Raw genomic sequence first — 13,677 nt, forward strand, 5'->3', positions numbered from 1 at the left:
AGGGTCACAGTACTACCACATGGGTCTGGACCTCTACGAGTCCGACGCACGCTTTCGCCATCACCTCGATGCGCTGGAGGAAATGGCCCGTGATCTTTGTGGCCAATCGATCCTCGCGCTGATCCGTGATGCGCGCAGGACGCCGTCCGATCCCTTCACGGACGTGCCGACCTCAAGTGTGGCCATCTATCTCGTGGAACGTGCGCTGACCCGATGCTTGGCCGACCACGGCATCGAGCCGGCGATGTGCGTTGGTTCGAGCATGGGCCTGTACGCCTCGTTCACGGCGGCTGGATGCCTCTCCGAGGAAGAGGCGTTGAGATTCGTGTTCGAGCAAGGTCGGGCCTTCGCGGAGACATGCGAGCCTGGCGGCATGATCGCCGTCCTCGGTGATCCCGCGATTTATCGGAGTGAGCCCGAGCTGCAGCGCGTCGCAGATCTCGCCGGCATCAACTTTGACAAGGCCTTCGTCGTCTCCGCCCGGGCCGGCGATCTTCCGGTGCTTTTCGCATTGTTGAAGTCCCTGAAACTGGCCCATCAGGAGCTACCGGTCGCGCGACCATTCCACTCGCGCTGGATCGAGCCCGCGAAGGCGCGATTCGAGGCGCTCTCTGTGCCGTTCGTCGGACGTCGTCCCAGGATTGCGGTGGCGTGTTGCACGAGGCAGGACTTCGTCGATCGCATCGAGGTCTCGGGCTTCTGGAGCACCGTCAGGAATCCGATCATGTTCCGCGAAACCGTCCAGCGGCTCGAAGCGTCAGGACCCTGTCGCTATGTGGACGTCGGCCCTTCCGGAACGATGGCCACGATGCTGAAGTACGTTCTGCCGCCGGGCAGCGGATCGGAACACCGGTCCATCCTGAGCCCATTCGGCCCCGGCGCGAAGAGACTCGCCGACCTGATTGCAGCCCTGCGCACAAGCCGAGCCGCATCCGGTCCAGCGCAGCGCGCAGAGGTCTCGAAACCTTCCGGTGGCGCGCACGGCAGCGCCTCTATCCAGAACCCGGGTCATTCCATGCCCACCATCAACCGCCAGATCCTGCTTGTCTCGCGCCCGAGCGGAGCGCCGAGCGCCGACAACTTCAAGCTGGTCGAGACCCCCCTTGGGCCATTGAGGGATCGCGAGGTGCTGGTGCACAACCATTTCCTCAGCCTCGATCCCTACATGCGCGGTCGCATGAGCGATGCCAAGAGCTACGCCGAGCCGCAGCCGCTCGACCAGGTGATGCTCGGAGCCACCGCAGGCGAAGTCCTCGAGTCGAGGCATCCGCTTTTCAAGGTCGGGGACAAGGTGATGGGCATGGGGGGCTGGCAGGAGTTCGCGACCATCGACGCGGATCAGCGCGGCGCTCTGCAGAAGGTCGACGCCACGCGCCTGCCGCTGTCGGCCTACCTTGGTGCCGTGGGCATGCCGGGGGTCGCGGCCTGGTACGGCCTTGTCAGGATCATCGCTCCCATTGCTGGCGAGACGGTGGTCGTGAGCTCTGCGGCCGGGCTCGTGGGCGGCGTGGTGGGGCAGCTCGCAAAGGCACGCGGCTGCCGCGTTGTGGGCATCGCTGGCGGACCCGAGAAATGCCGCTCAGTCGTTGAGGAGTTGGGCTTCGACGCATGTGTCGACCATCGCCGATACCCCGACCTCAAGTCGATGAGTGGCGCGCTGGAAGCCGCGTGCCCGAACGGTATCGACGGCTATTTCGAGAACGTCGGCGGCATGCTCCTGGATGCCGTGATGCTGTGCGCGAACAACCTCGCGCGCATCGCGCTGTGCGGAATGATCGCCGGCTACAACGGCGAGCCGACACCGATGGCGCAGCCGCAACTGATGCTCACCAAGCGGATGAAGGCCCAAGGCTTCATCGTCATTGAGCACGTGGAAGCATGGCCGGAGGCGCTGAAGGAACTTGGTGCCATGGTGACCGCCGGCAAGCTGAAGTACCGCGAGACGATCACGCAAGGCATCCAGAACGCGCCGGACGCGTTCTTCGGCATGCTCCAGGGCAAGCGCCATGGCAAGCATCTCGTGAAGTTCTGAAGGGGCGGAGCGTCTGCCGAATCCAAATAGAAGAGAGTGACCATGTCGATTGCAAAGCAGGAAACTTCCGTCCCATCGTTCGAGCGAGGCGGCCCGCCGGGTCTCCCTGGAAGGAGCCGTCGCGATGTCTCCCTCCGCCTAGACCCCGGGTCTCTCGGCAGTGCATCCTTCCGAAGGGAGTACAAGCTCAAGTACGCGTATTGCGCGGGCTCCATGTACAAGGGCGTCGGCTCGAAAGAGTTGGTCGTCGCCATGGGGCGGCGCGGAATGATGGGCTTCTTGGGCACCGGCGGACTTCGGCCTGAACAGGTCGAAGAGTCGATCCGCTACATCAAGGCTGCGCTGTCCGAGGGGCAGTCGTACGGGATGAACCTCTTGGCGGACCCGATGCGCCCAGATCAGGAAGACCGTGTCGTCGACCTGTACCTTCGGGAGCAAATCCGCACGGTGGAGGCGTCCGCGTTCATGCAAGTCTCGCAAAGTCTTGTGCGATACCGGCTCTCGGGGCTCACACGCAATCCAGCCGGAGATGTCGAGATCCAGAACCGGATCATCGCGAAGGTCTCTCGCCCGGAAGTCGCGACCGTTTTCATGCAGCCGGCGCCGACGCAGATCGTTGAGAAGCTGGTGGCCGCAGGGCAGCTTACGCCGCAGGAAGCGGAACTGGGCCGAAAGATTCCGCTGGCCCACGATATCTGCGTGGAGGCGGACTCGGGCGGTCATACCGACCAAGGTGTCGCCTACGCGCTGATGCCCGCCATGATCGCGCTGCGAAATCGGATTATGACCGAGCATGCATACCGCGAACCGATTCGCATCGGTGCGGCTGGCGGGATCGGGACGCCGGACGCGGCGGCCGCGGCCTTTGTCCTCGGCGCTGACTTCATCGTGACCGGCTCGATCAACCAATGCACGGTGGAAGCCGGCACCAGCGATGCGGTCAAGGACCTGTTGCAGCAGATCAACGTGCAGGACACGACGTATGCGCCGGCGGGCGACATGTTCGAGATGGGGGCCCGGGTCCAGGTCCTGAAGAAAGGGCTCCTGTTCCCGGTGCGGGCCAACAAGCTCTACGAGATCTATCAACGCTTCGGCTCGCTGGATGAGATCGACGAGAAGACGCGGACGCAGATTCAGGAGAAGTACTTCAAGCGGACATTCGACGAGGTCTGGCGCGAGGTCAAGGAGCACTACGCCGGAGCGCACCCTGCCGCATTGGCTGCCGCCGAACGCAGCGCCAAGCAGAAGATGGCGCTCGTCTTTCGCTGGTACTTCGTTCACACCACGCGCCTGGCGCTGTCGGGCAGTCCTCTGGTGTCCGACTACCAGGTTCATTGCGGACCGGCCTTGGGGGCATTCAACCAGTGGGTCCTCGGGACCGGGATGGAGGACTGGCGCCAGCGGCGGGTTGCTGACATCGCCGAAGCCATCATGGAAGGGGCGGCCGAGGTGCTGGCGTCCCGCATGGCCAACATCCTCCACATGAGCTGACGATCGCCGCGGTCCGTATCGGATCCGCAAAGCGGCCTCGTGCATTGCCGGCCTCGCGAGTCGACGGCCGAATATCAGAGAAGACAATTTCAGGAAGAAATTAGATGCTGGATTTCGTCAATGGACTCGCCAATGGCTGGGTCGCCGCGCCGGTGGTTCGCGCTTTCGCGCAACGGGAAATCTTCGCCCTGCTTTCACGGAGACCGATGTCTCTCGAAGAGCTGGTGCAGCATTGCCGCGGAAACGCCGGGCATCTGCATGCAGGGCTTCGGCTGCTGGACGAACTGGGCTGGGTGGACGTGACCCCCGTGGGTCTCTACACGGCGAGCGCAGAGGCCGTAGCTGCCGCGGCCCTGTATGACGAACTCGACGCATTGCTCCCGTTCGGGCTGACCCCCGCACCACTGCATGCCGCGGTGGCAACGCTGCCTGCTTGGCTGGCGCGCTGCTGCGTCGATTGGACGGGGGCGCATCCGATGATGGTGCCGCTGCTGGACGGGGCCGCGCTGGCGCCACTTCTGGCGCAGTTGTACGACCTGGGTGAGCAAAAGCTCGAGAGGCCACAGGAGACGGACGACACTTTGGCCGCCGCGTGGCGCGCGGTGCACGCCTTGTTTGAGCATCGCGGCTGGGGACGCACGACAGCGGCGGGTTTCGAGCTCCATCCGGTCGGCCGAAGTTTGCTGTCAAGCACCGGCGCGCTGGGTACTGTGGTGTCTTATGCCGCAATGTTCCGCTGCATGGACGACTTGTTGTTCGGTCATGCGCAAGCGGTGTTCGACGCCGACGCCCAGGGACATGAAAGCCACATCGATCGCACGCTCAACGTTACCGCCAGCGGAGTTCAGCACCAGAGCCATTTTGCCGAGCTGGACGCGTTGATCGTCAGCATGTTCGACAGAACGCCATTGGAGGCGCAGCCGCGGTACGTGGCCGACATGGGCTGCGGGGACGGGAGTTTGCTGCGGCGGATCTATCGCGTGGTCTGCGAACAGACTCGCCGCGGGCAGGCACTGCAGACCCACCCGCTGACGATGATCGGTATCGACTACAACGCGCTGGCGTTGCATGCCACTGCACGCACGTTGGCGGACGTGCCGCATTGCCTCGTGCAAGGCGACATTGCCGATCCGCAGCGCTTGGTGGTGGATCTGGCTGCACAAGGCATTCTTGACACCGAGCGCATTCTGCACGTGCGCACTTTCCTTGATCACGACCGGCCCTTTGTGCCGGTGAAAGACGAAGCCGCTGCCCAGCGGCGTCAGGGACAGGAGTACAGCGGGGTCTACGTAGCGCGTGATGGCGGCGAAGTCAAGGCGACGCATGCGGTGCAGTCCCTGGTCGAGCATCTGCGGCGCTGGCATGCTGTGGTTGCCGGGTTCGGGCTGGTCATGCTCGAAGTTCATTGTCTGCGTCCGCAAATGGTGCGACGTTTGCAGAACCAAACCGAGAGCGCGCACTTCGATGCGTATCACGCCTTCTCGGGACAGCAGTTGGTCGAGGCGCCGGTGTTTCTGATGGCCGCTGCCGAGGCCGGCTTGTTTCCGGAAGTCGGTGTGTCACGCTGCATTCCCAAGACAGCGGACTTCACCCGCATTTCCCTGCATCGGCTGACATCGAAGCCGTACATCGTGCGTCACCCCACTTGGGAGGATCTGCCAACGCTGAAGCAACTTGACTGCGCGAGCCAGCCTGAAGCTCTTCGCACTGCGTCAGCGGAACTCGAGCGGCGCGTGCAGGACCATCCGCTAGGTCAGATGGTGTTGGAGGTTGAAGGGCAGATCGTTGCGGCGCTGTACTCGCAGCGTATCGAGTCGATCGGCGCATTGCGTGGTTGCGGGCATCGAGAGCTGCCATCCCTGCATCGGCCAGAGGGGCGATGTGTGCAACTGTTGGGCTTGTACGTGATGCCGCAGATGCAGGGGCGTGGCTATGGCGATGCGCTCATCGACCTGATGCTGACGTACTGCACGGCGCAAGAGAGTGTGGATGTGGTGGTGGGCGTGACGCGGTGCATGAATTTCGCGCAGCACAAGGCGGCCTGTGACATCGGCAGCTATGTCCATCGACGCGATGAGCAAGGTCAATGGCAAGACCCGATGCTGCATTTCCACACGTCGCATGGTGCGCTGATCCGGGAAGTGTTGCCGCAATTTCGGCCGGAGGACATCGACAACGATGGCGCCGGAGTCTTGATCGAATACAGGTTGCGGGGTGAGAGCCTGGCCGGTTTCGAGGTGCAAGAATCCAATGGCGGCGGGCCTGCGATGACAAGCCGGCAGATCGAAATGCAGGTGCGCGGCCTGGTGCTCCAAGTGCTGGGGCGCGAGGGCGCAGCGGCGTACGGCGAGCACGTGCCGTTGATGGAGATGGGCCTGGGATCGCTTGAACTGCTGGAGTTGCGCCGTCTGCTGGGCAACTGCATGAGCGAGTCGTTGCCGTCGACGTTCCTGTTCAGCTACGGAACGCCCGCGGCGATCGTTGAGTACTTTGCCGGCCAGGTGGAAAGCTCGCCGCCGGCGTCCTCACCGCTGCCCACTTCGCGCGCTGGGCAGGAGGCGGAGCCCTTGCGCGAGGCCTCACCGCCAGAGGAAACGGCGGAATCGGCTGTCGCGATCGTGGGCATGGCCTGCCGAATGCCCGGTGGCGGGCGCACTCCCGAACTGTTCTGGCAACGCCTCGTTGAAGGACGAGATGCGATCGGCACTGTGCCCGCGGATCGCCCCCCACTTCGCTGGCAGGGCGCCTTCGTCGATGACGTCAATTGCTTCGACGCCGCGTTCTTCCGTATTTCTCCGCGCGAGGCGCAATTGCTGGATCCCCAGCAGCGCCTGCTGCTGGAGGTCGCGTGGGAGACACTGGAGTCGGCCGCGATCGCGCCTGCGGCGCTGCGCGGCAAGCGCATTGGTTCCTTCGTCGGCATCATGGGCAACGACTATGAGTCCCTGATCGTGAGTCAGGGCTCGGATGCCGACATCAACGCGCAGTTTGCGACGGGCAACGCGTGCTCGGTCGCGACCGGTCGATTGGCGTACTTCTTCGATTGGCAGGGGCCGGCGATCAGCGTCGACACGGCTTGCAGTTCCTCGCTGGTGGCGGTGCACACGGCGTGCCGCAGCCTGCTGGGCGGGGAGTGCGATGCGGCGCTGGCCGCCGGGGTGAACCTGCTGCTGGACGAAAAGCGCTTCATCGCGTTCGAGAACGCGGGCATGTTGTCGCCGGACGGCCGCTGCAAGACCTTCGATGCTTCGGCGAACGGTTACGTGCGCGGCGAAGGCTGCGGGGCGGTGCTGCTCAAACGGTTGGCCGATGCGCAGGCCGATGGCGACCGCATCCTTGCCGTGATCCGGGGAAGTGCGATTAACCAGGATGGCAGCAGCAGCGGCCTGACCGCACCGAACCAGCGGGCGCAACAGGCAGTGATCGAAACCGCGTTGGCCCGATCGGGTCTGGCGCCGCACGAGATCAGCTATTTGGAGGCGCACGGCACCGGAACCAAGCTGGGCGATCCTATCGAGGTGCAGGCCGCTTCCCAGGCCTTGTGCGAGGGGCGCGCGAAAGACGCGCCGCTGCTGATCGGCTCAGCCAAGAGTGTCATTGGCCATCTGGAGGCCGCGGCGGGCATCGCGGGCCTGATCAAAACCGTGCAGGCCATCGAGCACGGCGTGATTCCGCCGCAGCTGCATTTCGCTAAGCCGAATCCCCACATCCCCTGGGATCGTCTGCCTGTACAGGTGGTCGGCCGGTCGCAGGCCTGGCCTGTGGGGCCAAAGCGAGCGGGCATCAGCTCCTTCGGCTTCAGTGGCACCAATGCGCACGTGATTGTCGAGGAGTACCGGCAGCCGGTGCGAGACGTCGTGCAGGCGAGAGGGCCGGTGGTGGTGGTGCTGTCGGCCCGGCGCGAGGAGCGGCTTCGCGAGGCGGTGCAGCGGCTGCTGGCGCATGTGGAGCGGCCGGGCTGCACGGACGTGGATCTGGCCGATATCGCCTACACACTGCAGGTGGGGCGCGAGGCGATGAAGATACGGCTGGCGTGCGTGGTGAGCACGCTCGCGCAATTGAAGGCAAGGCTGCGTCGCTACCTGGCGGGTGAGAAAAACGTCGACGGCCTTCATCAAGGCGAGGTCAAGCGCGAGAAGGCGGATCTGCTTGCGCGGTCGAACGAGCACGGTGCCGTCGGTGTGTGGCCGTCCGAGAGCATGCTGAACGGACTTGCCGAACGGTGGGTGCAAGGGGGGGCGTTTGACGGCATCCGGCTTTATGGCGGTGCGACCCCCCGACGGATCGACCTACCGACTTACCCGTTTGCCCGTGAACGCCACTGGGTGCCTCTGGCACAGGGGGCTGCGGTCGCGAGGAGCCCTGCCACTGAACGACTGCACCCGCTCGTGCATCGCAACACCTCGAGCTTGGTCGTGCAGCGCTTCAGTTCGGTGTTCACGGGGAGGAGTTCTTCCTTGCGGACCACGTGGTGAAGGGGCAGCGGGTGCTGCCCGGGGTTGCGTACCTAGAGCTTGCGCGCGCGGCGGTGGTGCAGGCGCTGGAGCTCGCGGCGTCGCAGGCGAGGGACGTGCGGCTGGAGCAGGTGGTGTTCGCGCAGCCTGTGGTGGTGGGTGATGCGCCGGTGGAGGTGCACATTGCGCTCGTGCCGCAGGACGGTGGGTCGGTGAGCTTCGAGGTGTACACCCATGTCGCGGGCGAGGAGGAGGCGCGGGTGCATGCACAGGGGCGTGCGCGGGTTGCGGCGGCGGCGGATGCGCCGCTCGAGGACCTGGGGCGGCTGCGGTCGCAGTGCTCGCAGGTGTTCGCGTCCGAGGCGTGCTATGCGGAGTTCACGCGGATGGGTCTGGCGTACGGCCCGGCCTTCCAGTCGTTGATGGAAGTCCGGGTGGGGCAGGATGCAGCGGGTCGGCTGCTGGCGGTGGGCGAGTTGGCGCTGCCGTCCAAGGTGAGCGAGTCATCCAAGGCTTTCGTGCTGCCTCCAAGTCTGCTGGATGGCGTGTTGCAGGCGTCGATGGGATTGGTTCTCGCACATCCCCAGGACAAGCTGTCGCTGCCGTTTGCGGTGGAGGCGGTGGAGCTGTACGGGGCGGTGCCGGAGAAGGCGGTGGCGGTGGTGCGCCAGAGCACGGGCAGCACGATCGGCGACGCGGTGCTGAAGCTGGACGTGTCGCTGGTGGACGCCGAAGGTCGGGTGTGCGTGCAACTGCGTGGCTTCAGCAGCCGTGTGCTGGGGCAGGCGGCGCCGACGAAGCCGGCGTCGCCGCCGGTCGCACCGGCGATGGCGGCCATGCCGGTTGGTCAGCTGACGCTGGTTGCGGACTGGGTCGTGTGCACGCCCTCGACGGGTATGCGCTGGCCTTCGCAGGAGGAGCGGGTGCTGGTGGTGGGAGGCAGCGATGCGCAGCAGCAGGCGTGCCTGTCGCGGTATGCGCAGGCGCAGTGCCTGCGTCCGGCCGAGCCGTGGAGCATCGAGGAGATGGCGGCGCAGCTGAAGGAGCGGGCACCGTTCTCGCACGTGCTGTGGTTCGTGCCGTCGGGCGCGGAGGTGGGGCTGATCAGCCAGGAGATGATCGGGGCGCAGCAGCAGGGCGTGCTGGCCTGCTTCCGCCTGGTCAAGGCGCTGTTCTCGGCCGGTCATGGCAGCAAGGCGCTGGGGCTGACGATCGTGACGCAACAGGCCGTTGCTGTGGACGAGAGCGACGAGGTGCTGCCGGCGCATGCGGCGGTGCATGGCCTCGTGGGCTCGCTGGCCAAGGAGCACCCGAACTGGCGAGTGCGTCTCGTGGACGTTCCCGCCGGGCAGGAGTGGTCGCTGGACGAGGGCTGGCCTTGCCCGCGGATGCGCAGGGCAACGCGCTGGCCTGTCGCCACGGCGAGTGGTACCGGCAGGAGCTCGTGTCGAGCACGCTGCCTGCGCCGGCGCGCCAAGGCTATCGCCGAGGCGGGGTGTACGTGCTGCTGGGTGGTGCGGGCGGCATCGGGGAAGTCTTCAGCGAGTACCTGATCCGCGAGTACCAGGCTCAGGTGATCTGGATCGGACGGCGCCCGGAGGACGAAGCCATCGAGGCCAAGCGTGCGCGGCTTGGGACGCTGGGGCCTGCGCCGTACTACCTGTCGGCGGATGCGACGAACCATGTCTTGCTGCAGGCCGCGTACGAGGCGATCAAGGAGCGCTTCGGGGTCATCCATGGGGTGGTGCACTCGGTGCTGGTGCTGCAGGACCAGAGCCTGATGCGGATGGAGGAGAAGACCTTCGTCGGCAGCCTGGAGGCGAAGGTGGACGTGAGCGTGCGTCTGGCGGAGGTGTTCGGGCGGGAGGCGCTTGACTTCGTTCTGTTCCTCTCCTCGATCATGAGCATCAGCAAAGCCGCCGGCCAGGGCAACTATGCGGCGGGATGCATGTTCGCAGACGCCTATGCGCAGGCGCTGTCGCGTGCGTGGCCGTGCGCGGTGAAGGTGGTGAACTGGGGTTACTGGGGCAGCGTGGGGTCGTGGCGTCGGCGGACTACCGTGCACGGATGGCCAAGGTCGGGCTGGACTCGATCGAGCCGCCGGAGGCGATGGATGTGCTGGAGCGGTTGCTGGCGTCGCCGGTGTCGCGGGTGATCTACATCAAGACGACGACGCCGGAGTTTGCGCAGGCCATGGGCGTTGCGGCGGGAGAGGCCCGGCAGGTCGTGCCGGGGGTGTCGTCGGTGGCAGAGGTGCTGCCGCGTGCGACTGCGGTCGCTCTGCCTGCGAGCATGCCGGTGGGCATGGCGCAAGCGCTCGAGGGCCTGATGATGGAGCTCTTGTGGTGCGAACTTCATGCGTTGGGCTTGTTCGAAGCCGGTGGTTGACGTCGAGGCATGGAAGGCCCGGATGGGTCTGTCGTCGCTGTACGAGCGATGGCTCGTCGAGAGTCTGAGCGTGCTGGAGAAGCGAGGGTATCTGGCGCGTGAAGGCGGCGTGCTGAGGGTGCTCATGGCGGACACGCCGGACAGGGATACGCTGTGGTCGCGCTGGGAGGCGTTCGCGCGCGAGGTTGACCCGGAGTACCGCGCCCGGGTGGCGCTCCTGGACGCTGCCCTTCGAGCGCTGCCGGAGATCCTTCGCGGACAGCGCGCGGCGACGGAGGTGTTGTTCCCGAACGGTTCGATGGCGCTGGTCGAAGGCGTCTACCGCGGCAACCGGGTTTTGGACTACTTCAACGAGGTGCTGGCGGAGAGCCTGGTCGCGGCGGTGAAGGCGCGGCTGGCCCAGGACCCGCAGGCGAAGCTGCGTCTGTTCGAGATCGGGGCGGGGACGGGGGGACGAGCGCGCTGCTGTTCGATCGGCTGGCGGCCTATGCCGCACATCGAGGAGTACTGCTACACGGACCTGTCGAAGGCGTTCCTGCTGCATGCGGAGAAGCAGTACCGGGCGAAGGCGCCGTACCTGAAGACGCAGATCTTCGACGTCGAGCGGTCCCTGGCGGAGCAGGGCGTCGAGGTCGGCCGCTACGACGTGGTGATCGCCACGAACGTGCTGCATGCGACCAGGGAGATGCGGCGCACCGTGGGCAACACCAAGGCGCTGCTGAAGGCGAACGGGGTGGTGCTGATCAACGAGATGTCCTCCAACAGCCTGTTCCTGCAGCTGACCTTCGGGCTGCTGGAGGGGTGGTGGCTGTCGGAGGATGTGCCCTTGCGGATTCCGGGCTCGCCGATGCTGGCACCGCAGACCTGGCGGCGGTTGCTCGAGGCGCAGGGGTTCGTGGACGTGCGCCATCCGGCGGAGGTGGCGCACGGGCTGGGCCAGCAGATCGTGGTGGGCCTGAGCGACGGCATCGTGCGGCAGACGGTGGCCGCGGTGACGGTCGTGTCGGCCCGCCGACTGCCGACGAGGGACGTGGCGCCGACCGACGAATCCGCAGTCGACCCGGAAACGACTGACGGCGAACTTCGGGAGAAGCTGCAGTCGTCGCTGGTACGTGCCGTCTCGGATCTGTTGAAGCTCGATCTGGCGGACATTGATCCGGAAGCAGAGCTGAGCGAATTCGGCTTCGACTCCATCACGCTGACGGCCTTCGCCGGCGTCATCAACGGCAAGTACGAACTGGAGTTGATGCCCACCGTCTTCTACGAATATCCGACGTTGGCGGGCCTGAGCGAGCATCTGGCGAACGAGCATCGCGTGGTGCTGACTCGTTACCTGGGCGAGACCCGGCAAGTGGCAGCGCCCGAGCTGTCGGGCGCTTCGGTCTCCGCGGCGCTGCCGTCGGCGGGACGCAAGCCGGGTGCGCGCTTTGCGCAGGCCATGGCGATGCCCCCGAAAAGGCATGCAGCGGCCCCGGCCCCGGCCCCGGCCGCGGCCGCGGTTCCTGTCAAGCCGGAGCCGATTGCCATCATCGGCGTGAGCGGGGCGTTCCCGCAGGCGGAGGATCTGGAGGACTTCTGGGCGAACCTGGCGAGCGGGCGCGACTGCATCGGCGAGATACCGGGCAGCCGCTGGGACTGGTCGCGGTTGTACGGCGATCCGGCCAAGGAGGTGAACAAGACCAACATCCGTCACGCGGGCGTGATCGATGGGATTGCCGAGTTCGATCCGCTGTTCTTCGGGATCTCGCCGCGCGAGGCGGCGGCGATGGATCCGCAGCAGCGGCTGCTGATGACCTACGTCTGGCGGGTGATCGAGGACGCTGGCTATGCGCCTGCGCAACTGAGCGGCACGGACACCGGGATCTTCGTGGGGACAGCCGGCAGCGGCTACAGCGGTCTGCTGGCCCAGGCGGGGAGCCGATCGAGGGCTATTCCAGCACCGGTGCGCTGAGCTCCATCGGCCCGAACCGCGTGAGCTTCCTGCTCAACCTGCACGGGCCGAGCGAGCCGATCGAGACGGCGTGCTCGAGCTCGCTGGTGGCGGTGCACCGAGCGGTGCAGGCGATGCGCACGGGCCAATGCGGGCAGGCGATCGTCGGTGGCGTGAACACCCTGGTCAGCCCGGAGGCGCACGTGAGCTTCACCAAGGCGGGAATGCTCAGCCCGGACGGGCGCTGCAAGACGTTCTCGAAGGAGGCGAACGGCTACGTGCGTGGCGAGGGCGTGGGGATGCTCATGCTCAAGCCGCTGTCCAAGGCGCAGGCCGATGGCGACCACATCTACGGGCTGATCCTGGGCAGCGCGGAGAACCACGGGGGCCGTGCGAACTCGCTGACGGCGCCGAACCCGAAGGCGCAGGCGGCGCTGATCAGGTCGGCGTTCGAGCAGGCGCAGGTCGACCCGCGCAGCGTGAGCTACATCGAGGCGCATGGCACGGGCACGCCGCTGGGCGACCCGATCGAGATCCAGGGTCTGAAGAGCGCGTTCCAGGCGGCGGCGCAGGGCGAGGCGCTGCCCACGGGTACTGCGGCCTGGGGTCGGTGAAGACCAATATCGGGCACCTGGAGCTCGCCGCAGGTGTGGCGGGCATCGTGAAGGTGCTGCTGCAGTTCAAGCACCGCACGCTGGTGCCGAGTCTGCATGCGAAGGAGATCAATCCGTACATCGATCTCTCGGGCAGTCCGTTCTACGTGGTGCAGGAGTCGCGGGAGTGGGTGGCGCTGCGGGACGACGCGGGTCGCGAGCTGCCGCGGCGGGCGGGCGTGAGCTCGTTCGGTGTGGGCGGAGTGAACGCCCATGTGGTGCTGCAGGAGTACCGGTCTGCCGAGCCAGCGCGGGCAAAGGTGGTGGTGACGCCGCAGCGTCCGGTTGTGGTGGTGCTGTCAGCGAAGCAGGAGGTGCGGCTTCGCGAGGCGGTGCAGCGGCTGCTGGCGCATGTGGAGCGCCAGGGGTGCACGGATGAGGATCTTGCGGACATTGCGTACACGCTGCAGGTGGGGCGCGAGGCGATGGAGGTGAGGCTGGCGTGCGTGGTGAGCACGCTGGAGGAGCTCAAGGCCAAGCTGGCGCAGTACCTGGCGGAAGCGAAGGACATCGATGGGCTCTATATAGGGGCGAGATCAAGCGAGACAAAGAGACCCTCGCACTCCTGGCGGACGAGGACATGGATCGCACCATCGACGCGTGGCTGTCCAAGGGCAAGCTGCGCAAGCTCGTCGAGCTGTGGGTACGGGGACTCGCGTTCGACTGGGCGCGGCTGTACGACGGCGAAGTGACGCCGAGGCGGATCAGCCTGCCGACCTATCCGTTCGC

7 protein-coding genes and 2 pseudogenes are annotated in these 13,677 nt (G+C 66.0%); all 9 read left to right on the forward strand.

The window, feature by feature from the left end; genetic code table 11:
- Nucleotides 1-19: 19 nt before the first annotated feature.
- A pseudogene (locus ABL840_RS15780) lies at nucleotides 20-757 on the forward strand (acyltransferase domain-containing protein); the annotation flags it as partial.
- A gap of 258 nt (nucleotides 758-1,015) precedes the next feature.
- A complete protein-coding gene (locus ABL840_RS15785) occupies nucleotides 1,016-2,032 on the forward strand; it encodes an NADP-dependent oxidoreductase (protein ID WP_418116363.1) in 1,017 nt (338 codons plus the stop codon).
- Between the two features lie 42 nt (nucleotides 2,033-2,074).
- Complete coding sequence (locus ABL840_RS15790) at nucleotides 2,075-3,523, forward strand: PfaD family polyunsaturated fatty acid/polyketide biosynthesis protein (RefSeq protein WP_093308076.1); 1,449 nt, start codon at nucleotides 2,075-2,077, stop codon at nucleotides 3,521-3,523.
- A 104-nt stretch (nucleotides 3,524-3,627) separates the two neighbouring features.
- The gene (locus ABL840_RS15795) at nucleotides 3,628-7,998 is read left to right on the forward strand and encodes a GNAT family N-acetyltransferase (RefSeq protein ID WP_418116293.1); all 4,371 of its coding nucleotides are present in this window, start codon (nucleotides 3,628-3,630) and stop codon (nucleotides 7,996-7,998) included.
- Nucleotides 7,995-9,530 (forward strand): polyketide synthase dehydratase domain-containing protein, encoded by a 1,536-nt coding sequence (locus ABL840_RS15800; RefSeq protein ID WP_418116294.1) that lies wholly within the window; start codon nucleotides 7,995-7,997, stop codon nucleotides 9,528-9,530. The genes ABL840_RS15795 and ABL840_RS15800 overlap by 4 nt, the downstream gene beginning before the upstream one ends.
- Complete coding sequence (locus tag ABL840_RS15805; protein ID WP_418116295.1) at nucleotides 9,473-10,132, forward strand: SDR family NAD(P)-dependent oxidoreductase; 660 nt, start codon at nucleotides 9,473-9,475, stop codon at nucleotides 10,130-10,132. Before ABL840_RS15800 ends, ABL840_RS15805 begins: the two co-directional genes overlap by 58 nt.
- On the forward strand, nucleotides 10,087-10,365 hold the full coding sequence (locus tag ABL840_RS15810) for a hypothetical protein (RefSeq protein ID WP_418116296.1): 279 nt from the start codon (nucleotides 10,087-10,089) through the stop codon (nucleotides 10,363-10,365). Before ABL840_RS15805 ends, ABL840_RS15810 begins: the two co-directional genes overlap by 46 nt.
- A gap of 298 nt (nucleotides 10,366-10,663) precedes the next feature.
- A pseudogene (locus ABL840_RS15815) lies at nucleotides 10,664-12,909 on the forward strand (beta-ketoacyl synthase N-terminal-like domain-containing protein).
- Entirely contained in the window at nucleotides 12,906-13,640 is a 735-nt protein-coding gene (locus ABL840_RS15820; protein WP_418116297.1) for a ketoacyl-synthetase C-terminal extension domain-containing protein, read from the forward strand. Before ABL840_RS15815 ends, ABL840_RS15820 begins: the two are co-directional and overlap by 4 nt.
- Nucleotides 13,641-13,677 lie beyond the last annotated feature (37 nt).

The sequence above is a fragment of the Variovorax sp. NFACC27 genome (assembly GCF_048301545.1).
GTDB classification, from domain to species: domain Bacteria; phylum Pseudomonadota; class Gammaproteobacteria; order Burkholderiales; family Burkholderiaceae_C; genus Variovorax; species Variovorax gossypii.

Excerpts from the sequence above, each read along its gene's own strand:
- ABL840_RS15785 (WP_418116363.1), top strand. The coding sequence starts at position 1,016 with ATGCCCACCATCAACCGCCAGATCCTGCTTGTCTCGCGCCCGAGCGGA.
- ABL840_RS15790 (WP_093308076.1), top strand. The coding sequence starts at position 2,075 with ATGTCGATTGCAAAGCAGGAAACTTCCGTCCCATCGTTCGAGCGAGGC.
- ABL840_RS15795 (WP_418116293.1), top strand. The coding sequence starts at position 3,628 with ATGCTGGATTTCGTCAATGGACTCGCCAATGGCTGGGTCGCCGCGCCG.
- ABL840_RS15810 (WP_418116296.1), top strand. The coding sequence starts at position 10,087 with ATGGATGTGCTGGAGCGGTTGCTGGCGTCGCCGGTGTCGCGGGTGATC.